Annotated in this window: 21 protein-coding genes; 13 read left to right on the forward strand and 8 right to left on the reverse strand. The window is 59.7% G+C overall.

Annotated features, from left to right (window positions below):
* The first annotated feature begins 64 nt into the window (after positions 1-64).
* On the forward strand, positions 65-1,006 hold the full coding sequence (locus GGD46_RS06380; RefSeq protein ID WP_184702886.1) for a LysR substrate-binding domain-containing protein: 942 nt from the start codon (positions 65-67) through the stop codon (positions 1,004-1,006).
* 35 nt (positions 1,007-1,041) lie between these two features.
* Here GGD46_RS06380 and GGD46_RS06385 read toward each other — a convergent pair whose 3' ends face one another.
* Positions 1,042-1,851 carry a DeoR/GlpR family DNA-binding transcription regulator gene (locus GGD46_RS06385; RefSeq protein ID WP_184702887.1) on the reverse strand — a complete coding sequence of 270 codons (810 nt, stop codon included), beginning with the start codon at positions 1,849-1,851 and terminating at the stop codon, positions 1,042-1,044.
* Between the two features lie 308 nt (positions 1,852-2,159).
* Between GGD46_RS06385 and GGD46_RS06390 the strand changes: the two genes are divergently transcribed.
* The gene (locus GGD46_RS06390) at positions 2,160-3,038 is read left to right on the forward strand and encodes a choline/ethanolamine kinase family protein (protein WP_184702888.1); all 879 of its coding nucleotides are present in this window, start codon (positions 2,160-2,162) and stop codon (positions 3,036-3,038) included.
* A gap of 6 nt (positions 3,039-3,044) precedes the next feature.
* Positions 3,045-5,495: an FAD-dependent oxidoreductase gene (locus GGD46_RS06395; protein ID WP_184702889.1), complete on the forward strand. Its 2,451-nt coding sequence runs from the start codon at positions 3,045-3,047 to the stop codon at positions 5,493-5,495.
* A 110-nt stretch (positions 5,496-5,605) separates the two neighbouring features.
* Here the strand turns inward: GGD46_RS06395 and GGD46_RS06400 are convergent, their stop codons facing one another.
* Together GGD46_RS06400 and GGD46_RS06405 are read right to left on the reverse strand one after the other, a co-directional pair.
* On the reverse strand, positions 5,606-5,977 hold the full coding sequence (locus GGD46_RS06400; RefSeq protein ID WP_184702890.1) for a hypothetical protein: 372 nt from the start codon (positions 5,975-5,977) through the stop codon (positions 5,606-5,608).
* A 131-nt stretch (positions 5,978-6,108) separates the two neighbouring features.
* Positions 6,109-6,648, reverse strand: a complete 540-nt coding sequence (locus GGD46_RS06405; protein ID WP_184702891.1) for an AAA family ATPase — start codon at positions 6,646-6,648, stop codon at positions 6,109-6,111.
* A 194-nt stretch (positions 6,649-6,842) separates the two neighbouring features.
* Between GGD46_RS06405 and GGD46_RS06410 the strand changes: the two genes are divergently transcribed.
* The 4 genes from GGD46_RS06410 (at position 6,843) to GGD46_RS06425 (ending at position 10,067) form a co-directional block, all read left to right on the forward strand.
* A complete protein-coding gene (locus tag GGD46_RS06410) occupies positions 6,843-7,556 on the forward strand; it encodes a septation protein IspZ (protein ID WP_313206287.1) in 714 nt (237 codons plus the stop codon).
* Positions 7,557-7,642: 86 nt separating this feature from the next.
* Positions 7,643-8,344, forward strand: a complete 702-nt coding sequence (ung, locus tag GGD46_RS06415; protein WP_184702892.1) for a uracil-DNA glycosylase — start codon at positions 7,643-7,645, stop codon at positions 8,342-8,344.
* Between the two features lie 164 nt (positions 8,345-8,508).
* Positions 8,509-9,441: a VOC family protein gene (locus GGD46_RS06420; RefSeq protein WP_184702893.1), complete on the forward strand. Its 933-nt coding sequence runs from the start codon at positions 8,509-8,511 to the stop codon at positions 9,439-9,441.
* A gap of 14 nt (positions 9,442-9,455) precedes the next feature.
* Complete coding sequence (locus GGD46_RS06425; protein WP_184702894.1) at positions 9,456-10,067, forward strand: alpha/beta hydrolase; 612 nt, start codon at positions 9,456-9,458, stop codon at positions 10,065-10,067.
* 48 nt (positions 10,068-10,115) lie between these two features.
* Here GGD46_RS06425 and GGD46_RS06430 read toward each other — a convergent pair whose 3' ends face one another.
* Positions 10,116-10,541 (reverse strand): hypothetical protein, encoded by a 426-nt coding sequence (locus tag GGD46_RS06430; protein WP_184702895.1) that lies wholly within the window; start codon positions 10,539-10,541, stop codon positions 10,116-10,118.
* A gap of 249 nt (positions 10,542-10,790) precedes the next feature.
* On the opposite strand from GGD46_RS06430, the gene GGD46_RS06435 reads away from it, so the two are divergent.
* From GGD46_RS06435 to GGD46_RS06445, 3 genes are all read left to right on the forward strand, one after another.
* Complete coding sequence (locus GGD46_RS06435; RefSeq protein WP_246806223.1) at positions 10,791-11,690, forward strand: DMT family transporter; 900 nt, start codon at positions 10,791-10,793, stop codon at positions 11,688-11,690.
* Between the two features lie 60 nt (positions 11,691-11,750).
* Positions 11,751-12,140: a RidA family protein gene (locus GGD46_RS06440; protein ID WP_184702896.1), complete on the forward strand. Its 390-nt coding sequence runs from the start codon at positions 11,751-11,753 to the stop codon at positions 12,138-12,140.
* Between the two features lie 66 nt (positions 12,141-12,206).
* Positions 12,207-12,935 (forward strand): class I SAM-dependent methyltransferase, encoded by a 729-nt coding sequence (locus GGD46_RS06445; protein WP_184702897.1) that lies wholly within the window; start codon positions 12,207-12,209, stop codon positions 12,933-12,935.
* 65 nt (positions 12,936-13,000) lie between these two features.
* Here GGD46_RS06445 and GGD46_RS06450 read toward each other — a convergent pair whose 3' ends face one another.
* Positions 13,001-14,005, reverse strand: coding sequence for an NAD-dependent epimerase (locus GGD46_RS06450; protein ID WP_184702898.1), 1,005 nt, complete (start codon positions 14,003-14,005; stop codon positions 13,001-13,003).
* A 116-nt stretch (positions 14,006-14,121) separates the two neighbouring features.
* Complete coding sequence (locus tag GGD46_RS06455; RefSeq protein ID WP_184702899.1) at positions 14,122-15,444, reverse strand: UDP-glucose dehydrogenase family protein; 1,323 nt, start codon at positions 15,442-15,444, stop codon at positions 14,122-14,124.
* Positions 15,445-15,773: 329 nt separating this feature from the next.
* Between GGD46_RS06455 and GGD46_RS06460 the strand changes: the two genes are divergently transcribed.
* The 3 genes from GGD46_RS06460 to GGD46_RS06470 all read left to right on the forward strand — a co-directional run bounded on the left by GGD46_RS06460 (position 15,774) and on the right by GGD46_RS06470 (position 20,531).
* Positions 15,774-16,628, forward strand: a complete 855-nt coding sequence (locus GGD46_RS06460; protein ID WP_184702900.1) for a GNAT family N-acetyltransferase — start codon at positions 15,774-15,776, stop codon at positions 16,626-16,628.
* A 167-nt stretch (positions 16,629-16,795) separates the two neighbouring features.
* On the forward strand, positions 16,796-18,091 hold the full coding sequence (locus GGD46_RS06465) for an adenylosuccinate synthase (RefSeq protein WP_184702901.1): 1,296 nt from the start codon (positions 16,796-16,798) through the stop codon (positions 18,089-18,091).
* A 61-nt stretch (positions 18,092-18,152) separates the two neighbouring features.
* On the forward strand, positions 18,153-20,531 hold the full coding sequence (locus tag GGD46_RS06470; protein WP_184702902.1) for a hypothetical protein: 2,379 nt from the start codon (positions 18,153-18,155) through the stop codon (positions 20,529-20,531).
* A gap of 87 nt (positions 20,532-20,618) precedes the next feature.
* Here GGD46_RS06470 and rpoH read toward each other — a convergent pair whose 3' ends face one another.
* Together rpoH and GGD46_RS06480 are read right to left on the reverse strand one after the other, a co-directional pair.
* Positions 20,619-21,527 carry an RNA polymerase sigma factor RpoH gene (gene rpoH / locus GGD46_RS06475; protein WP_184702903.1) on the reverse strand — a complete coding sequence of 303 codons (909 nt, stop codon included), beginning with the start codon at positions 21,525-21,527 and terminating at the stop codon, positions 20,619-20,621.
* A gap of 378 nt (positions 21,528-21,905) precedes the next feature.
* Positions 21,906-22,472 carry a hypothetical protein gene (locus GGD46_RS06480; RefSeq protein WP_184702904.1) on the reverse strand — a complete coding sequence of 189 codons (567 nt, stop codon included), beginning with the start codon at positions 22,470-22,472 and terminating at the stop codon, positions 21,906-21,908.
* Between the last annotated feature and the right edge of the window lie 25 nt (positions 22,473-22,497).

Raw genomic sequence — 22,497 nt, forward strand, 5'->3', positions numbered from 1 at the left:
TGCTCTTGTCGACTTCCATCGAATATTATCCTATGTTTCGTTCGGTAAATTAGAATGATTTCCCATGACCTTTGAGCAACTCGCAATTTTTGTCGCCGTCGCCGAACGCGAACATCTGACCAATGCGGCGGAAGCCATCCACCTGACGCCTTCGGCCGTCAGCTCGGCGATCAAGAACCTCGAGGCCTATTACGGGGTGGAGCTGTTTCATCGCGTTGGCAGGCGGATCGAGTTGACAGAGACGGGGCGGTCTTTCCTGGGAGAGGCCAAAGCGACGCTTGCCCGCGTGCGTTCAGCCGAACTCATGTTGTCCGAACTCGGCGGCCTGCAGCGTGGTCGGCTCAGCCTCTATGCCAGCCAGACGATCGCCAGCTACTGGCTGCCGCCTTTGTTGATGCGGTTTCAGCGTGACTACCCCGGCATCGAACTGGATCTTACCATCGGCAACACGCGAACCGTGACCGAAGCCGTTATCGACGGTGCGGCGGAACTGGGTTTCATCGAGGGTGAGGTAGATGCGCCGGCGCTATCGATGAAGATCGTCGCGCAGGATGCGCTTGTCATCGTCATCTCACCGCATCATCCCTGGGCCGACGGGCGGCAGCTTTCCATCACAGACCTCGTGACGGATACGTCCTGGGTGATGCGTGAGGAGGGATCGGGCACCCGTTCGGAGTTCGAGAACGCAATTTCCAAGCTCGGCGCCTCGCCACGCGATCTCAAGATCGCGCTTGTGCTCCCGTCGAACGAGGCCGTGCTGTCCGCAGTCTGCGCCGGTCAAAGCGCGGCGGCGATCTCCAGCGCGGCGGCGAAGGCCTATCTCGGGCAGGGATTGCTGGTTCAGTCGGCATTCGATCTTCCGGCTCGGAGCTTTCGCCTGCTGCGTCACAAGGAGCGTCATGCCAGCAAGGCTGCCCAGACACTGGAAACCATGTGCAAGAGCTACCGCAAATACGCATGCTTCGAAGCGGATGGGAAGGGCGAAGGGGCGGGCGAGAACAGCTGATCGTGAAATCCAGAGGCAGGTGAGCCTGCGAGGCTTTAGCGCCGTTCCATCCGCTGGCGGTTGGCAATCACCAGCTCGATCTCGTTGCGCTCCAGCATGGCGCTGATGTCGGCCGGCGGTGCGTCGTCGGTGACCAGCGTGTCGAAGCTCGACGGTTCGTTGAGGATGATCGGGGCGCTGCGACCGAACTTGGCGCTGTCGGCGACGATGATACAGTTTTCCGCGCGGCTTGCCGCTTCCCGCGAATATTCCGCTTCTTCGAGATCGTGCAGCATGAAGCCGGATGTGGCGTTGATGGCGCCGACCGAGAGGACGGCGTGGCGGATATTGAAGCGGCGCAGAAAATTGGCGGCTTCCATGCCGAAGGCGCCGCCGTCATGGCCACGCAATTCGCCGCCGGCGAAGAAGACGCGGTTGCCGTTGCGGGTGGCGAGTGCGTGCGCCACCGACAGGGCGTTGGTGACGACGAAAAGCTTCTGGTGTTTTTGCAGGGCAACGGCGATGAAGGCCGTCGTCGAGCCGACATCGAGGAAGAGTGTATCGCCGTCTTCGATCATGGCCGCCACCGAAGCGGCTATCATCCGCTTGGCTTCTGCATTTTCATTCATGCGCAGGTGCAGCGGCGGCTCGATCATGGAGTCCTTGATATGGACGCCGCCATGCACCTTGGTGACGAGGCCGCTGGCTTCGAGGCTGCGGATGTTGCGGCGGATCGTCTCTTCCGAAACGCCAAGCCGCTCGGCCAGGAACTGAATGCGACTGGCGCCGCCGGCCAGCCGGAGCTCTTCCAGAATCTCACGCTCGCGATGATTGCCGTGAAGCGGTGGCTGGGACATGCCCGACATGATCCTGATCCTATTGAGCGTATGATCCCAAGACTGTTGCGGCATCCGGATCGAGCAGGCAGCGCCGCCAAAGCGGCATCAAGGTTTGCAGTTCAATCCGATCGCCCCGCGATGCAGTTTTTAAGGCAAATCTCACCTACGGTGAAGCGCTGAATTCACAATATCCATCATTCATTCAATTGAGATTTACGCTAAAATCCAACAAAAAGCCAAACATTCGTTTCATTTTGTGGATTGATCTTGACAGCCCGTTGTTTGTGAGGAACCTTTCCGTCCAGAGGATGCTGAGCAGTAGCGCCGGAGGGGGAATGACTGCGACGCCGGAAGACAGGATATGTTCTCTCGCCATCTGGCACGGGCCGATCGAGATCGCGCCGCTTGTGGGCGGCATCACCAATCGCAATTATCTCATCGCCGATGCCGGCCGACGTTTCGTGGTCAGGCTCGGGTCAGATATTCCCGTTCACCATATCAGCCGCACCAACGAAGTGGCGGCAAGCAGGGCCGCCCACGCGGCCGGTCTTTCGCCTGCCGTTATCCATCATGAGCCCGGCATTTTGGTGCTCGATTATATCGACGCAAAACCGCTGTCTGCCGAGGACGTCCGCGATCCCTCATCCATGGCGCGGGTCGTTTCACTCGTCCGCTCCTGCCATCGCGATGTCGCGAGGCACTTTCGCGGGCCGGCCGCGATCTTCTGGGTCTTCCATGTGGTCAGGGACTATGCGGCGCTTCTGGAGGCTGGCGGCAGCCGGCACACGTCGCTCTTGCCGTCCTTTCTGGATATCGCCGAGCGGCTGGAGCGCGCAGCCGGACCTTTCGAAATCGCCTTCGGCCACAACGATCTGCTGGCGGCGAATTTCCTCGATGACGGCAAGCGGCTCTGGCTGATCGATTGGGATTATGCCGGCTTCAACACGCCGCTTTTCGATCTCGGCGGGCTCGCCTCCAACAATGAGTTCACCGAAGCGCAGGAAGACGCAATGCTGGAAGCCTATTTCGAGGCTGATGTCAGCAACGATTTGCGCCGGCGCTATCAGGCGATGAAATGTGCATCGCTGCTGCGCGAGACGATGTGGAGCATGGTCTCGGAAATCCATTCCGACATCGAATTCGATTATTCTTCCTATACAGCTGAAAACCTGCGGCGCTTCGAGAGCGCATGGCAGAGCTTTCGCAACTCTTGAGGTGACATGATGAAGGAACTGCCCGCTACCGCAAAGACCGTCGTCATCGGCGGTGGCATCATCGGCTGCTCGACTGCCTACCATCTCGGCAAGCTCGGCTTCACCGATACCGTGCTTCTGGAGCGCAAGAAGCTGACTTCGGGCACGACGTTCCATGCCGCCGGCCTCGTCGGCCAGCTGCGCACCAGCGCCAATATCACGCAGATGCTCGGCTATTCCGTCGATCTCTACAAGAAGCTCGAGGCGGAGACGGGGCTCGCCACCGGCTGGAAGATGAATGGCGGCCTGCGTCTCGCCTGCAACGAGGAGCGCTGGACGGAGGTCAAGCGACAGGCGACGACGGCACAGTCCTTCGGCCTGCAAATGCATCTGCTGACGCCCAAGGAGGCCTTCGAGCTCTGGCCGTTGATGGATGTCGACGATCTCGTCGGCGCAGCCTTCCTGCCGACCGACGGGCAGGCCAATCCCTCCGATATTACCCAGGCGTTGGCGAAGGGCGCCCGTATGAGCGGTGTCTCGATCTTCGAGGATACCGAGGTTTTCGATCTGGAGATCGACAAGGGCCGGATTCGCGCCGTCATCACCGAGAGAGGCCGTATCGAATGCGAGCGCGTCGTCGTCTGCGCGGGGCAATGGACACGGACCTTTGCCGGCCGCTTCGGCGTGAACGTGCCGCTTGTCTCGGTCGAGCATCAATATCTCATCACCGAATCCTTCGGGGTTCCCTCCAACCTGCCGACGCTGCGCGATCCGGACCGGCTGACCTATTACAAGGAGGAGGTCGGCGGGCTGGTCATGGGCGGCTATGAGCCGAACCCGATCCCGTGGGCGCTTGACGGCATTCCTAAAGATTTCCATTACACGCTGCTCGACAGCAATTTCGATCATTTCGAGCAGATCATGGAGCAGGCGCTGGTACGTGTGCCGGCGCTGCAGACGGCTGGCGTCAAGCAATTGCTGAGCGGTCCGGAGAGCTTTACGCCTGATGGTAATTTCATTCTCGGCGAGGCGCCCGAGTTGAAGAATTTCTTCGTCGGTGCCGGCTTCAATGCTTTCGGCATCGCCTCGGCCGGCGGGGCAGGCATGGCGCTGGCCGAATGGGTCGCCAAGGGCGAACCGCCCTATGACCTCTGGCCGGTCGATATCAGACGCTTCGGCCGCCCGCATTTCGATACGGACTGGGTGCGGACCCGCACGCTGGAGGCCTATGGCAAGCACTACACCATGGCATGGCCCTTTGAAGAGCACTCCAGCGGCCGTCCCTGCCGCAAGTCGCCGCTCTATGATCGGCTGAAGGCGCAGGGTGCCTGCTTCGGCGAAAAGCTTGGCTGGGAACGGCCGAACTGGTTTGCCGATCTCTTCGCCGGCGAGGAGCCGAAGGATGTCTATACCTATGGCCGCCAGAACTGGTTCGACGCAGTAGGCCGCGAGCATAAGGCTGTTCGCGAGGCGGCTGTAATCTTCGACCAGACCTCCTTTGCCAAATTCGTGCTGAAGGGCAGGGATGCGGAGGCGGCGATGTCGTGGATCGCTTCCAACGATGTCGCAAAGCCCGTTGGTTCTTTGACCTACACGCAGATGCTGAACGACCGCGGTGGTATCGAATGCGATGTTACCGTTGCCCGCGTCGCCGAGAACGAATTCTACATCACCACCGGCACCGGCTTTGCGACCCACGACTTTGACTGGATCGCCCGGAATATTCCGCTCGAAATGCATGCGGAGTTGGTGGATGTAACTTCCGCTTACTCCGTGTTGTCGCTGATGGGGCCGAAGTCGCGCGAGATATTGCAGGCCGTGACCTCTGCCGATGTTTCGAACGCCGCGTTCCCCTTCGGCAAGGTGAGGACCGTCGGCATCGCCGGTTGCCCCGTCCGGGCGCTGCGCATCACCTATGTCGGCGAACTCGGCTATGAGCTGCATGTGCCGGTGGAATATGCCGCGACCGTCTATGATGTGCTGATGGCGGCTGGCCGTGAACATGGCCTTGTCAATGCCGGTTATCGCGCCATCGAAAGCTGCCGCCTGGAGAAGGGCTATCGCGCCTGGGGTTCCGATATCGGGCCGGACCATACGCCGGTCGAAGCCGGGCTTGCCTGGGCGGTGAAGACGAAAAAGGACGTCGCCTTCCGCGGCCGGGAGGCGATTGAGCGGCAGCTGGCCTCAGGCGTGAAGAAGATGCTTGCCTGCTTCGTGCCTGACGATCCCGAGATCGTGCTCCTCGGCCGGGAGACAATCTATCGCGACGGGCAGCGCGTCGGCTGGCTGTCGAGCGGCGGCTATGGCTACACGGTGGGCAAGGCCATTGGCTACGGCTATGTCCGCGATCCCGGCGGCGTGACGGAGAATTTCGTGTTGTCCGGCCGCTACGAGCTCGATGTCGCGCAGAGCCGCGTACCATGCCAGGTGTCGTTGAAACCGCTTTATGATCCGCAGATGGTGCGGATCAAGGGGTGAGCGCAGACAGACGAGGTGGCACCTCTGCAGGGCAGGAGCTGGGTACCGGGAGTGCTACCCGCTCGCCATGCGCTGATTTGGCCGAGCCGGGCTATATCTTATGGTTTTCATCAAGGTCGCCTTCGCGATCCCTTCGAAGACTGCCCCGTGTTTTGGCCGCCATCCCTGTTGGTCCAATAATGGTCTGATATCTTCTGATTGTTATCGATGATGCTTGTGGCGATATCAGGATTCCCGCCGATGAACGTTTCGGGATCGGCGCCGCATAGAAGAAGGAAAAGCTTCTGGTGGGCGACCGCTGCAAAGTACTCGTATGCCGGCGGCCGTTCCTGTGATCCAACGGATTTCAGCTCGTCAGCCGCCTGTTTGCTTGCATGCTCAAGCGCTTGATAGATCGTTGCCAGCATAGCCCGTTCGGCCCGCTCCTGAATGTCTCCATACTGTTTCTGATCCGGCGTCGGAATAGGGCAGCTTTCGCTCATTGCGTGCATCTCCTGGCTGAGTGTTTCATTTGCTAAGATAGGCGAGTGCCATGGGATTACGCCTGCTTTGGGCCGGCGGAGGAGATTTCGCCGAGCTGGGTCGTCAGGTATGGATCGCCACAACCATCCCATTATCGCCGAGCGGGCAAATCCCAAGCCCGGTAAAGGCTATTGAGCGCTTCCGCTGTGTGGCACTCCACCATCGGCAACTCCGATGCCTGGAGGATTTTTGCGTATTTGGTGCTGCTGTCGCGGGTTTTGACAAGGATCCACTGAACCATCTCCCACTTGATACTGTCCCTGGCGCCTTCGAGATGTCCGGCTCGGTTCGCGCTGTTGAGAAGCGTGCGCTTGATATAGCGGGTGAAACGCAGCCAGTGGTTTGAGGTTATGAGGATGGCGCCGGTAGCGCGCGCCAGGCGCTGCGGCATCAGGCGCGTGTAGTTGCCCTCCATGATCCATTGTTCGCCAAGGATCGCCGCATCGTGGAGGGCGGCAAACTCCGCTTCGGGGCGCTGCTGCCAATCCGTATAGGGCAGGTGATGCAGCTGATCGAGATGGACGGTTGGAAAGCCAAGCTTTTTGGAAAGCGCAACCGCAAGGGTTGACTTGCCGGCATTGGAAGGGCCGAGCACGACGATGCGCTCGCCAAGGGAATGCAAGGGAAGCATGGGGCACCGGTCGAAAAATCGGGATGACTTCCATTGGCTGAAGCGGGTGCAATTGTCAACGATCTGCAACCCTGCCGCTGTTATTGATGGTTCTCCGCAAAGAAGATCGGCCCCAAGCCGGATGAGAGCTGGAAAAGGGCGCTGTTTGGCGCCAAGCTCCAGCCTGGTCCTATCCCTGCACTGAGGATGATCCGGTGGATATCCTTGATCGCGGCGATCCGGTGCTCTATGAATTTAACCTCTATCGAAATGAGAGCCAGGGTGCAGTGAGAAGCTTTTTCAATGCGGCCAGGCTGCTGCTTGCCGATCTAGCCTCAAGCTTGTTGTTCGTCATTTTGCTGTCGTTGACACACAACGCCACGCTTGCGACTTGTCTGGCGATCGCGCTCGGTCTTCTGCAGATCGGAGTTCAATTCATTCGAGGCAAGCCCATCGAGGTCATGGAGTGGCTCAGCCTCATTCTGGTCATTGCCGCTGGTGTGGCAACGCTGTTGACGGACGATCCGCGTTTCGTGTTGTTCAAGCCGAGTATCATCTATGCGATTGTGGGCATCGTGATGCTGAAGCCAGGTTGGATGAACCGGTATCTGCCGGCGATCGTACGCACGGTAGCGCCCGATGTCGCCACTTATGTGGGCTTTGTCTGGGCCGGCCTGATGTTCCTGTCCGCTGCGCTCAATGCATTCATTGCTATTGCCTTTGATCTCTCCACATGGGCGGTTGTCATGCCGGCCTTCGCCACCGGCAGCAAAGTGGTGTTGATGTTGGCCGGATTTGTCGCGATTCGCCTCACGGTAACGCGACGCATGCGCGCCATGCCCGAGGCCGAACGTAATGCTCTGCTGGTCTCAACAGGGGAGAGGGCGCAATCGCCGTTGTCTGCAATGTCCGCCACCGGAAAGCTGTGATCTGCTGCTGCAATGGAAGTCCTTTCCTTGACTTGCCGGCACTTTCGCCCTCAATCGAACTGCTGACGAAGATGGAGGCATGACCAATGGCGGAAGCGAACATCAAGCTTGAAGAAAGCTGGAAAGAGGCATTGTCGCCGGAGTTTACCAGCCCATACATGGATGAACTCAAGGCTTTTCTTGTCGAGGAAAAGCAGCGCGGCAAAGTGATCTTTCCTCGCGGCAGCGAGTATTTCCGGGCACTGGATCTGACGCCGCTTGATGAGGTGCAAGTCGTCATCCTCGGGCAGGATCCCTATCACGGGATGGGCCAGGCGCATGGGCTCTGCTTCAGCGTGCGTCCCGGCGTGCGCATTCCGCCGTCGCTGGTCAATATCTACAAGGAGCTGGAGGCCGATCTCGGCATCCCGCCGGCCCGGCATGGCTTTCTTGAAAGCTGGGCGAAACAGGGCGTGCTTCTGCTCAACAGCGTGCTGACGGTGGAAGAATCGCAGGCCGCCTCGCATCAGGGCAAGGGCTGGGAACGCTTTACCGACGCCGTCATCCGCAAGGTCAATGACGAATGCGACGGCGTCGTCTTCATGCTGTGGGGCTCCTATGCGCAGAAGAAGGCCGCTTTCGTTGATACCGAGCGGCACCTCGTCTTGAAATCCGTGCATCCGTCGCCGCTTTCGGCCCACAACGGCTTCCTTGGCTGCCGGCATTTCTCCAAGGCCAATGCCTATCTGGCCGAGCAGGGCAGAGATCCGATCGACTGGGCGCTGCCGAGCAATCCCGAAGCGCAGTAAGACATAGCCTTCCCGTTTTGGCCCATCAGTGAACGATGAAAATTTGTCGTTCACTTATTGAAGACAATCCGTTTGGCTATTGAGGGCTATCGAAACAGGCCCCGGAAGACCATCTTCTGCCCATGAGAAACGCCTGCCGGTGCAGGCGAGACAAGGGGTTTAAGATGCTCAACCAGATCAAAGGTCTTCACCACGTTACCTCGATGGCGGAAGACGCCCGCACCAACAACAAGTTCTTCACGGACACGCTCGGCCTGCGCCGCGTCAAGAAGACGGTGAATTTCGACGCGCCCGATGTCTATCACCTTTACTATGGTGACGAGATCGGCACGCCCGGCACGATCATGACCTACTTCCCGTTCCCGAAGATGGCGCGCGGTCGCCCGGGTACCGGCGAAGTTGGCAATACGGTCTATTCCGTTCCGGAAGGTGCCATCGGCTACTGGACCGAGCGCCTCGGCCAGCATGGCGTCGAGGGCCTGAAGGCCGATGAATCCTTCGGCCAGAAGCGCCTGCATTTCGCCGGTCCGGACGGCGACGGCTTTGCCCTCGTCGAGGTCAAGGACGACAAGCGTCAGCCCTGGACCCATAACGGCGTCGATGCCGAACATGCGATCCGTGGCTTCCATTCCGTCGCCATGCGGCTCAGGGATGAGGGCGCGACCGCCGAACTGCTGAAATACATGGGCTACGAAGTCGTCGACACCCATGAAGGAATCAAGCGGCTCGCCATTCCCGGCGGCAACGGTGCCGACTATGTCGACCTCGAAACCATGCCAAACATAAATCGGGCGCTTCCAGGTGCCGGCTCCGTCCACCATGTCGCCTTTGCCGTCGAGAACCGGGCAAAGCAGCTCGAAGTGCGCAAGGCGCTGATGGACACGGGCTACCAGGTCACTCCGGTCATCGACCGCGACTACTTCTGGGCGATCTACTTCCGCACGCCGGGCGGCGTGCTGTTCGAAGTCGCCACCAATGAACCCGGCTTCAACCGCGACGAGGATACGGCTCATCTCGGCGAAGCGCTGAAACTGCCCGAGCAGCATGCGCATCTGCGCGGCCTGATCGAGCAACATCTGGAGCCGTTGGAAGGCTAATCGGAGGAAGGACTATGACTGATACGAGCTATGTGCACCGGCTGAAGGCCGGTGCATCCGGAAAGCCGATCTTCTTCACGTTCCACGGCACCGGCGGCGACGAGAACCAGTTCTTCGATTTTGCTGCCCGGCTGCTGCCGGAGGCGACCATCGTATCGCCGCGCGGCGATGTCTCGGAACATGGCGCAGCGCGCTTCTTCCGCCGGACGGGCGAGGGCGTCTATGACATGGTCGATCTCGCCCGGGCGACGGAAAAGATGGCGAATTACGTCTCGGGTCTCGCGGCGGAATATGGGGCGTCGCAGGTGATTGGGCTTGGCTTCTCCAATGGTGCCAACATCCTTGCCAACGTGCTGATCGAGCATGGCGATCTCTTTGACGCCGCCGTCCTGATGCATCCGCTTATTCCATTTCAGCCGAAAGATAATGGCCGGCTGCAGGACAGGCGCGTGCTGATCACCGCGGGTGAACGAGACCCGATCGCGCCCGCACCAGTCACCCAGGCGCTGGCTGATTACTTCGTTCGACAGGTTGCACAGGTAACGCTCGACTGGCATCCGGGCGGGCATGATATCAGGCCCAATGAAATCGAGGCCATCCGCACTTTCCTTGCGCCCTACGCGTAAGGACGACTAACCCCGGCTGCGGTACAGTTCAGGCTGTTCCGCGGCCGGCTATTTGCCGATCTGCTGCAGCATCGCCTTTGCCTGTGAGGCGGCTGCGAGCTTTCCTTTTTCGTCGAGATAGGCCGTTCCGCAGAAGCGGTTGAGGTTGATGGCATCCATATCGTCGGGTTGAGGATGTCGGGCGTCGGCAATGATCATGCGCCACGCGCAGCCGAGCATCTTGTCGGGTTGGATTGCCTCGTCGCAGCCGGTGCTCAGGCAAAGAGCAACGTGCTTCTGTGCCCGGTATCCGCCCGCGATTGCCTCTTCATACTCGGCTTTCCACTGGTTGCGCGTATGCTGGCACCGGGCGGGATTGCTGCTTTGGCTGCATTGCACGGTCGTATCGACATAGGTCTCGGCTGGCGGCCACATGGGGCCGTCTACCAAGCTGACACAGCCGCACGCGAACAAGGTGGCTGACAGCAGGCGCAACTGATTCTCCCTCGATCGAAACAGAGCAGACCGTAGAGCGGTGGAGAATATCTGCAAGATGAATGTGGCCGATGTCGCATTTGAGACGGCACCATCCGCCCGATCTTCAACCTCGAGGACCGGGAGCGTGGCCTTCCTGCAACCCTTGCCATCTTCCGGTAATCACGACATGCCGCGGCGCAGGCTTCGCTTGTGAGCGTCACTGCTACTCGCTAATGATCCGTCGCAATGCGATGGGGGGGTAACCTGATGGTGACGCTGGCGGAACAGCAACAATACAGGCTGGGCGTGACCTATGTGGCGCTTTCGGCGCTGGCGTGGTCGACTTCCGGACTCTTTGTGCGGGCGATCGGCGCCGACCTGATGACGATCCTCTTCTGCCGCGGCATCGTCTCCGGCCTCGGCGTATTCGCGCTATTTTTCTATATCGAGCGGCGCAACGCTTTTCGCATCCTGCGCTCCATGCGCGGCCCCTCGCTGGCGGCGACGATCTTTTCCACTGCATCGATGATCAGCGGCATCGGCTCGATCTATTATACGTCGGTTGCCGACGCCATGGTCATCTACGCCACGGTACCCTTCGTGACCGCGGGTGTGGCCTTTCTTTTCATCGGCGAGCGCCCGAACGTGCGGACGCTGATCGCGAGCGGCATCGCCTTCATCGGCGTACTCGTCATGCTCTCCGGACATACAAGCGACGGTGGCAGCTGGCTCGGCAAGGGGCTGGCGGCCGTCATGACGCTGACCGTCGCCGCGCTTGCCGTAGTCATGCGTCAGCATCGCAATGTGCCAATGCTGCCGGCAATGGCAATGTCGGCGTGGCTTTGCTCCTTCATTACCTTCTGGTTCGCATCGCCGCTCACGGTGTCCGGACAGGATCTCGGCCTGATCATCGCCTTCGGCATCGTTCAGAATGCAATGGGTCTCAGCCTTTACACCTTCGGCTCGCGGCTTGTTCCAGCCTCCGATGCGGCGCTGCTGACGGCACTCGAAGTGCCGTTGACGCCGCTGTGGGTGTGGATGGTCTTTGCTGAGCGCCCTTCGACTGCGACGCTGATCGGCGGGCCGATCGTTCTTGCCGCGCTTTTCGGCCATATCCTGCTGGAGGTACGGCGCAATCGAGCGGTTACTTCAGCAAAGACGCATTGAACCGCTTGTCGGCCCAATCCCAAAATGCTGAAATCGACCAATCACGAGGAGTCGATATCGATGAAAAAGATATTCAATCCGCCGTCTGTCAGACGCCCCTTCACCAACTACAATCATGGAATTCTGGTACCTCCGGGTGCCAGCCTTCTGGTCGTATCCGGCCAGGTGGGCATCGGTCTGGATGACCGCATTCCGCCGGACGTCACCTCGCAGGCCGAAATGTGCTTCAAGGCGATAGGGGCCATTCTCGATGATGCCGGCATGAGCTTTGCCGACGTGATCCGCATTGGCGGCTTCGTGACGACGCGCGAGGATATGCCGGCCTACATCGCCGTTCGCGATCGCTATACGCTGGACCCGAAACCCGTCTCGACGCTGCTGATCGTCAGCGGATTCAATCGAGCGGAGTTTCTGGTTGAGGTCGAGGTTATGGCGGCAAAGGTGATGTGATCTGCGTGACGATCAGGGCTTCGGCAACCTTGACCGTCATGTCGACTTGAGTTTCGGGAGAATATAATGACCCAAAATATTTACGACGATCCGGGTTTCTTCGAAGGCTATAGCCGGCTGCAGCGGTCGGTTTCCGGTCTGGCGGGAGCAGCGGAATGGCCGGCCGTACGCGCCCTGCTACCGGAACTGCGCGGGCTGGATGTCATCGACCTTGGCTGCGGCTTCGGATGGTTCTGCCGCTGGGCGGCAGAGCAAGGTGCGGCTAGCGTGCTGGGGGTTGACGTATCCGACAAGATGCTTGGCCGTGCCTGCGCCGAGAGCGAGAATTCACGGATCCGCTATGAAAGAGCTGATCTCGAAAAGCTGCAGCTTCCGGAGGCAAGCTTCGACCTTATCTACAGTTCGCTGGCTTTCCACTATATTGAGGATTTTGCCGGGCTTCTGGCGACTATCCGGCGGGCTTTGAAGCCCGGCGGTCGGCTGATTTTTTCGATCGAGCATCCGATCTATATGGCGCCGCGGCAGCCGGAATGGCTGACGGAAGAAGATGGCGGGAAGACTTGGCCGCTCAATGCCTATCAGATCGAAGGGAAGAGGCTGACGAATTGGCTCGCCGAAGGCGTGGTCAAACAGCATCGGACCATGGGCACGACGCTCAACCTTCTGATCAAGTCTGGTTTCAACATCGCCCATGTCGAGGAATGGTCGCCGAGCGATACAGACCTGGCTGCGCATCCGGACTGGGTGATCGAGCGCGAACGACCGATGTTTCTGCTGATTTCTACCCGCACCTGACCTGATCGCGGGAAGAATGCGCTTACTCGGCCGGGTGCTTAACCCGGCCGATTGGCCGGTTTTCTTCAATAATTTTCCTGATACCACTCGACGAAGCGGCGCACGCCTTCATCGACTTCGATGTGCGGCTTGAAGCCGGTCAATGCCACCAGCAGGTCCGGAACGGCATAGGTGTTGTGCACGTCGCCTGGCTGCATCGGCAGCATTTTGCGGATCGCCTTCTTCCCGAGCATCGTTTCGATCGTTTCGACGAAGGTCATCAACCCCACAGGCTGGCCGCCACCGATATTGACGACGCGGAACGGGGCGTTCTTCGACAGCGTGTCGATGATCGTGTCCGACACGACCCGGTTTTCCTCGGAGGGAACGACACCGATGAGGCGAACGATGCCTTCGACGAGATCGTCGATATAGGTGAAATCGCGGCTCATCTTGCCTTCGCCGTAGATCTCGATCGGCCTGTCGTTCTTGATGGCATCGACAAACTTGAAGAGCGCCATGTCCGGGCGGCCCCAGGGGCCATAGACGGTGAAGAAACGGAAGGCTGTTGTCGGCACATTGAAGAGATGGGCATAGCTGTGTGCCATCAGCTCCATGCTCTTCTTGGTCGCCGCATAGATCGTCATTTGCTCGTCGGCCTTGTCGCTTTCGGCAAACGGGATCTTCTCATTGGCGCCGTAAACGGAGGAGGTCGAGGCCAGCAACAGGTGCTTCGGCTGCAGGTTTCTCGCTAGTTCCAGCACGTTGAACGAGCCGGTGAGGTTCGAATCGACGTAGGAGCGGGGATTTTCAAGGCTGTAGCGCACGCCAGCCTGGGCGGCGAGGTGGACGATCACGTCGGGCTCGGCGAGTTCCGCTGCATGATCCAGCGCCGCCTTGTCCTCGAGCATGCCCGTTACGAACTTGAAGCCATTCGAGCGTGCGAGGATGGCAGTCCGCTTCTCCTTGAGCTTGATGTCATAATAGGGCGTCATACCGTCGAAGCCGACGACGAAATGGCCCTCGTCAAGCAAGCGCTTGGCAAGATGGAATCCGATGAAGCCGGCAGTGCCGGTGATAAGATAACGCATTGGTCGGCCTTCGCTTGAAGCATTTCCAGGAAAAGGGCGCAGTGGCTTTCCATCGGGAATGCGTAGAAAACAAGAGGAATAAGCATTCCCACGTTTAAATGAGAGGCAGAAAAGCCTTAGAGCGCGGCGTCGCTCGAAGGCCTGCCGATGCTCGTATAGGAAAAGCCGTGCTTGGCGATCTCGTCATGACGATAGATGTTTCTGAGATCGACGAGAACAGGGGCCCTCATCACGGATTTGAGCCGGGCAAAGTCCAGCGCGCGGAACTGGTTCCATTCCGTTACGATGACCAGCGCGTCGGCATCGCGGGCGGCGGCGTAGGCGTCTTCGGCATAGGCGATATTGTCGATCACCTGCCGGGCATTCTCCATGCCTTCCGGATCGTAACCTGTGACCGTCGCGCCGGCATCCTGCAGCGTCTGGATGATCGAGATCGCCGGGCTGTCGCGCATGTCGTCGGTGTTCGGCTTGAAGGTCAAGCCGAGGACAGCGATCGCTTTGCCTCTGATGTCGCCGCCCATAGCCGAGATCACCTTGCGGCCCATGGCGCGCTTGCGGTTGTCGTTGATCGAGACAGTCGTTTCGATCAGGCGCACGGGGCTGTCGTAATCCTGCGCCGTCTTGGCGAGCGCCAGCGTGTCCTTCGGGAAGCAGGAGCCGCCGTAGCCGGGACCGGCATGCAGGAACTTCGAGCCGATGCGGCCGTCAAGGCCGATGCCGCGCGACACTTCCTGCACGTTGGCGCCGACCTTCTCGCAAAGATCGGCCATCTCGTTGATGAAAGTGATTTTCATGGCAAGGAAGGCGTTCGCGGCGTATTTGATCAACTCGGAGGTGCGACGCGAGGTAAAGAGCAGCGGTGCCTGGTTGAGGTAGAGAGGCCGGTAGACTTCGGTCATGACGCCGCGCGCGCGCTCGTCATTGAGGCCGATCACGATACGATCCGGCCGCTTGAAATCTTCAATGGCGGCACCTTCGCGCAGGAACTCCGGATTGGAGACGATCGCGACATCGGCGTTAGGGTTAGTTTCGCGGATGATGCGTTCCACTTCGTCGCCGGTGCCGACCGGCACGGTCGATTTCGTGACGATGACCGTGAAGCCCTTGACGTGCTCGGCGATTTCGCGAGCGGCGGCATACACATAGGAGAGATCTGCATGGCCATCGCCGCGCCTCGAAGGTGTGCCGACTGCGATGAAGACGACGTCGCTCTCGGCAACACTTGCCTCCACATTCGTCGTGAAGGAGAGGCGGCCGGCACGGACATTGTCCGCGACGAGCTGGTCCAATCCCGGTTCGAAAATCGGGATCTCGCCGCGCTGCAGCGCCTCGATCTTGCTGGCGTCCTTGTCGACGCAGATGACATCATGGCCGAAATCGGCGAAGCAGACGCCTGACACGAGCCCTACATATCCGGAGCCGATCATCGTGATGCGCATGAAACTTCAATCCTTTTGCTGGCGCCGGATCCAGCGTCGAGACGCAAAGCCGGCATTGGCGGTCGTCCGCGCTTATACACAGGATCACCGGTGCTGCCTATATGCGCGATATCTCCGACGAGGCAATTGCGACGGAACTGTCATGAAAGCATGTCTCCACAACTGTTTTTTACTGAAGCCATTACTCGGCTCAAAATGAAACGAAGCCTTTGTACTTTAAGTCTATCATTGGCTGTCGCTTGTGAATGTCGTCATGTTGCCACATGATGAATTGGGCGCAATCGTTCCGCGTGGGGACGAGTATATATTGGGTTGTTCGGGACTGTTGCATGAAGTCGTCTTTTGCCGTGCGTACAATGCGGGCCGGGGAATTGGAGCTCGCTCTGGAATGGGCTCGGCAAGAGGGGTGGAATCCCGGCGTCGATGACGCACCGGCTTTCTGGGAAGCGGATCCCTCCGGTTTCCTCGTCGCTGCGATGGGAGAAGTGCCGGTTGGCTGCATCTCCGTCGTCCGCTATGGCGAGAGCTTTGCCTTTCTTGGCCTGTACATGCTGCATCCAGAATTTCGCGGCAAGGGTTACGGCAAACTGCTCTGGAACAAGGGCATGGCGCTCGCCGGCAATCGCGTTGTCGGGCTGGATGGGGTCGTTGCCCAACAGGAATATTATCACCGTCATGGCTTCGAAACGGCCTACCGCACCCTGCGTTATGCCGGCATTGCCGCGATACCGGACGTTGGAGAGCAGGTTGCGCAGGTCATGCCGGTTACGCATGGCAAGCTCGACGGGCTGGTCCACTACGACGCCGGGATTTTCCCAGGTCTGCGTCACTCTTTCATCAAGGCATGGTGCGGCGCGCCGGAACGACGCCAGTCCTTCATCGTCGGCGGGGGCAGCCGCGTACGGGGCTACGGCACCATCCGGCGCTGTTTCCATGGCTACAAGATCGGCCCGCTCTTTGCCAACAAGCCGGATGTGGCACGTGCATTGCTGGCGCGATTATTGGCGGTGGCCGGAGGGCAGCCGGTCTATCTGGATGTGCCGACCGACAATGTGCAGGCAATAGAACTTGCGGAAGAGTGCGGCCTGGCGCCCGTGTTCGAAACCGCTCGCATGTATCGCGGCAAGCCGCCGGAAACGCCGCTCGATCGCGTATATGGCATCACCACGCTCGAACTCGGCTAGCTCTTCTGCGGCCTTCCTGCGGGGAAAATCCTGTTGGACATGCTGATTCGTCATGCAAAAAGCTGAATCTCCTGAGACAACAGGGTCGCTTTCCCAAAAACAAAGCTTTATAGATGCGCGGGTTTGAGTAAGGCGCGTCTCCGTGCGCAGGAAGCGGGAATTGAGAAATGACCAACGTTGTAGTGATCGGTTCGCAATGGGGCGATGAAGGCAAGGGCAAGATTGTCGACTGGCTTTCGGAACGTGCCGATGTGATTGTACGCTTTCAGGGCGGGCACAATGCCGGTCATACGCTCGTTGTCGATGGTGTCAGCTACAAGCTCGCGCTGCTGCCCTCCGGCCTGGTGCGCGGCAAGCTGAGCGTCATCGGCAATGGTGTCGTTGTCGATCCCCATCATTTCGTCGCGGAAGTCGACAAGCTGCGTGCTCAGGGCATTGCCGTTACGCCCGATGTATTGCGCATCGCCGAGAATGCGCCGCTGATCCTGTCGCTGCACCGCGACCTGGATGCCATGCGCGAAGATGCCGCCTCCAACAGCGGCACGAAGATCGGCACGACGCGCCGCGGCATTGGCCCGGCCTATGAAGACAAGGTTGGCCGTCGCGCCATCCGCGTTATCGACCTTGCCGAGCCGGAAACGCTGCCGGCCAAGATCGACCGGCTTCTGACCCATCACAACGCTCTGCGTCGCGGCATGGGTGTTGCCGAAATCTCCTTCGATGCATTGCACGAGGAACTGACCTCGGTTGCCGAACATATCCTGCCTTACATCGATCAGGTTTGGCGCTTGCTCGACGAACAGCGTAAGGCCGGTGCCCGCATTCTTTTCGAAGGCGCACAGGGCGCGCTTCTGGACAATGACCACGGCACCTATCCGTATGTAACCTCGTCCAACACCGTGGCCGGCCAGGCCGCGGCGGGCTCCGGCCTCGGACCGACGGCGCTTGGCTATGTCCTTGGGATCACCAAGGCCTACACGACCCGCGTCGGCGAAGGGCCGTTCCCGTGCGAGCTGCATGACGAGATCGGCAAGCATCTGTCGACCGTCGGCCGCGAAGTCGGCGTCAACACCGGTCGTCCGCGTCGCTGCGGCTGGTTCGACGCCGTTCTGGTGCGCCAGACCGTGAAGACCTCCGGCATCACCGGCATTGCGCTTACCAAGCTCGATGTACTGGATGGTCTCGACGAGCTGAAGATCTGCGTCGGCTACAAGCTCGACGGCAAGGAAATAGACTATTTGCCGGCCAGCCAGGCGGCGCAAGCCCGCGTCGAGCCGATCTACATCACGCTCGAAGGCTGGAAGGAATCAACCGTTGGTGCCCGCAAGTGGGCCGATCTGCCTGCCCAGGCGATCAAGTATGTGCGTCAGGTGGAAGAGCTGATCGGTGCGCCGGTGGCGATGCTTTCGACCAGCCCTGAGCGCGAGGACACCATACTTGTGACGGACCCTTTTGAGGGCTAAACTCGCGAACCTATGACGAATCCCGGCCTGGCCGCTCGCCGGGCATCATGAGAAAGTGCTGATGGCGGATTTTGTAGCAGTCATTCGACGGGCCGTTGACGGCCTGACGGACAATACTCCCGAGATGCGGGTCAAGGTTTACGATCGGGCTCGTGGTGCCGTTCAACGGCAGCTTGAGAGTATGAAGCCGCGCCCGCCCGAGGAAATGCTCCGCCGTCAGCTCGACAAGCTTGAGGCCGCGATCGTCGAGGTCGAGGCCGAACATGCCGAGGCGATGCCGGCGGCAGAAGAGCCGGTCGCCGCAGCACCTGTCGTGCATCATGAGGTCGCGCCCGAACCCGCCGAGCAGCATCACGCCGAAGTGGAGGCTCATCAGGAGCCCGAAGCGCACGAGCAGGAACCGGTTTCCGCCGAAGTTCACCATGAGGAGCCAAGCGCTCCTCAACCTGTTCATGAAGAACTCGTCCATGAAGAGCCGGCTGCTTATGCCGAGCCAGACCGATCGCATGAACATGCGCGTGCGGAGGAATGGAGCGAGCCGTATCAGGAAGTGCATCATGCTGCAGCCGAGCAGCCTGCCGCTGCCGAGCATCATGTCGCTGTTCCCGAAGAACCGGTCCACGAGCCGGTCCATCATGAAGAGGCTCCTGCCTATCATGAAGAACCCAGGCACCATGCAGAAGAAATACAGCCTGTTGCCGTCGAACCTGCCCACGCAGCTCCTGCGCCTCAGGTTGCGATAACGCCGGTCGATGACGTCATAAATCAGGTAGAGCAGATTTGGGCTGAGGTCGACGCGCCGGTTCGTCACGTTGCGCCCGAGCCGGCGGCTCCACATCATGATGAACCTTCCATGCCGGCTGCGGCTTTTGCCGACGCCGCATTCGGACATCCGGTGGCCCCCGCGGAACACGCGAAGGCGCCGGCTGCCAATACCGGTTTCGCCTGGGATGCGGATGTGTTCGAAGAGTTGCAGCCGCTGCCGGCTGCCACTCAACCGGCGCAGCCAGTTCGGCAGATGCCGGACAATGCTTTCGAGGATGTCGATCTTTTCGCTGACGTGCATCCGACCCGCAAGGCCGAACCCACTGCGGATACGAGCAATGACGGCTGGCGCGAGCTCAAGGAACTTGCCGGTTTCGACAAGCGCGCGGAAGACGATCGCGGTGGCTCGGCCTCCGTTCCACCGGATCTCGATCAGGCGATGGCGGCAAAGCTGCAGGGCAAGAGCTTCCGCATGGAGCCGAAGCGCCGCCGCTTCAATGTCACGGGCGTAATCCTGACGCTTGTCGGTCTCGCCGTCGTTGGCGGTGGCGGTTATGCGGCATGGCTGAACCGTGACGCGCTCAACAATATGGTGACCAAGCTCGTCAGCTCGGCACCGAAAAGCACCTCGACGCCTCCCGCTTCGGAAGCGTCGAGCAACAACATTGCCAGCAACAAAGCTGCGACTGCTCCGGCGCAGCCGGCGGCCGCACCGACGCAGAGCAATACAGCTGCCACCAAGCCGGCGGGAGCCGGCAATACCGATGTCGCCGCGCTGAATGGCGATCCGAACACCGTCAATACCAAGTTCACACAGCGCCTTTTGGCCGACGGCTCGGAAGAGGATAAGGGTCCGGCGGCAGGTGGTCAGCCGGGTGTCGTCGAAGGCAAGTCTGTTGCCGAGCAGAATGTGGCCTCTGCGACGCCAGCTGCCGCGAGCACGCCACCGGCTGCCGCCGCAACGCCGCCTGCAAACAATGCGGCTGCGCCCCAGGCTCAGACGCCGGCCGGCGCCCCGCCGGCATCTTCGGACCAGCAGACGCCTGCGACTACTCAGCCGCAGACCGCGACGCAACCGCCTGCCGCCACTCAGCAGGCCGCTCCGGTTGTCAACGGACAGAAGGTTTTCCTTTATGAAGAGCGCCTGGGCCAAACCTCGCCCACGGCATTCCAGGGCACGGTCAGCTGGTCGCTGCAGGAAGGCAAGGGTGCTGATGGCCGTCCTGAGCCTTCGGTCCAGGGTCTCATCAGCGTTCCCGACCGCGGCCTCGCGGCAACGATTACTGTTTCGCGAAATGGTGATCCCTCACTTCCGGCCAGCCATCTGATCGAACTTGCCTTCCAGGTGCCGCCGAATTTCGAGGGCGGAGCGATCGACAACGTGCAACGTGTTGCACTGAAAGCGACCGAGCAGGATCGCGGCGATGCTCTCATCGCGGTGCCGGCCAAGGTTACCGACGATGTCTATATGGTTGCGCTCAACGATTTCCCGGACGCGCGCAAGACCAATCTCGACCTGCTCAAGAGCCGCAACTGGATCGATATTCCGGTTGTCTATCGCAATGGTCGCCGTGCGCTTCTGACCATGGAGAAGGGGCCGACCGGCACGGATGCTTTCAACAAGGCGATTGCCGAATGGCAGGCGCTGGGTGGGGTTGCTTCCAGCGGGCAGTAGAAATCTCCGGAAGTCATACGACATGCAAAAGGCGGGCTTGCAGCCCGCCTTTCTGTTTCTACGGCTTAATTTTTCGAGCGGCGCGTGTTATGCCGTTGCTTCGACGACGCGAAGCGCCTTGGCACGCTCCAGCGCATCCTTCTGCACGGCTTCCTGAACCTTCTCGAAGGCGCGGACTTCGATCTGGCGGACACGTTCGCGGCTGATGTCGAATTCGGCCGAGAGGTCTTCCAGCGTAACCGGGTCTTCTGCAAGGCGGCGAGCCTCGAAGATGCGGCGTTCGCGATCGTTCAAAACACCCATTGCGCGGGCCAGCATACGGCGACGCGTGTCGAGTTCATCCTGTTCGATCAGTACGTCTTCCTGGCTGTCGTGGTCATCCACCAGCCAATCCTGCCACTGTCCGGAGTCGCCTTCGGAAGCCTTGATCGGCGCATTCAGCGAAGCGTCGCCGGAGAGGCGGCGGTTCATCGAAATGACCTCTTCTTCCGAGACGTTCAGCTTGGTGGCGATCTCGCTGACGTGTTCCGGCTTCAGATCGCCGTCGTCGATGGCCTGGATACGGCCCTTCAGGCGGCGCAGGTTGAAGAACAAGCGCTTCTGATTGGCAGTCGTGCCCATCTTCACCAGCGACCACGAGCGCAGGATATATTCCTGGATCGAGGCCTTGATCCACCACATGGCATAGGTTGCCAGACGGAAGCCGCGTTCTGGGTCGAACTTCTTTACGGCCTGCATCAGGCCGACATTGCCTTCCGAAACGACTTCGCCGATCGGCAGGCCGTAGCCGCGATAGCCCATGGCGATCTTCGCCACGAGGCGCAGATGGCTGGTGACGAGCCTGTGTGCGGCCTGACGGTCTGCATGTTCCGCATAGCGCTTGGCGAGCATGTACTCTTCCTGCGGTTCCAGCATCGGGAACTTGCGGATCTCGTCCAGATAACGATTGAGGCCGGCTTCTCCGGCAGCAATGGACGGTAAGGTATTACGGGCCATGATTGTGCACCCTCCTATTCAAAGATTTGGTTCCTTCTGGGGGCGTAATTTGCGCGCCTTCTGCGAAGCGGACCAAGGCGTACGGGTCCGGGGACCCCGCACTCAACCAATGTAAAGATAAGTACGGCGAAACCGTGATTCAAGGATGTGGTCACGCAAGTGTTATAGCAGCGTGACCACTGGTCCCGCTGTGACGTCGCCCTTGGGATTTCCTCCCGAATAGTCCGGCGCCGTATGGCATGGCCGTATCGATTTCCCCAAACGCGGTCGCGTTTTCGGTCAGCGCAGGCGCTCGGACTTCGGTCCTTCATGGTCCGTTATTATAGGGCGGTGAACGCCGGCAGTCCAGTTGGACAAAAGGCGGAAGCAATCTTGCCTCTATTCGCAACGCCCGTATAGGCGCTCGTTTCCATCAATCACTTCAAGCAGGACGTTGGGGCTGACGAGCAGAAGGTTTGCCACCCGATTAGCGGTCTCCAAATATTGCCGGTCGAATATATCCAATTCCTTTGATGGTAGATTGTCCTTTTGGTGGTTATTTGCAATCAGGGCGTCGATGTCGGTCCTAATGTGATAGGAAATGCCCTTTCGAAATATATACTTGAATTCATAGGTGGCTTTTCCAAGTGTGATCGACTTGGATGCCGTGTAATCGTTTATTTTCTGAAACCTGACGGGTACATTCACGCAGGATTTCGCGATGGCGTCCTCATTGTCCAGGCTAATCATGTCCAGGATGGTCCACGTGCCCTGGATCTGATCAAGCAAGCGATCATTCCGGTTTGAATCTACTTTGTCTGCTTCCCCAATCGTCAAATGGGCTCGATCTGAAAGGGCGGGAACGACCATTTCAAGAGATGCGGCAAATTCATCCTTCAACGGTGAGGTCTGCCCAAGACTTGGCGCGACTAACAAAAATACAGATGTAATCAATAATTTATGCATTACCTGCTCCCCGATGCCAACGATT

Origin of the sequence: Martinezella lusitana (genome assembly GCF_014207095.1) — a bacterium.
In the GTDB taxonomy this organism is placed as follows: Bacteria; Pseudomonadota; Alphaproteobacteria; order Rhizobiales; family Rhizobiaceae; genus Rhizobium; species Rhizobium lusitanum_B.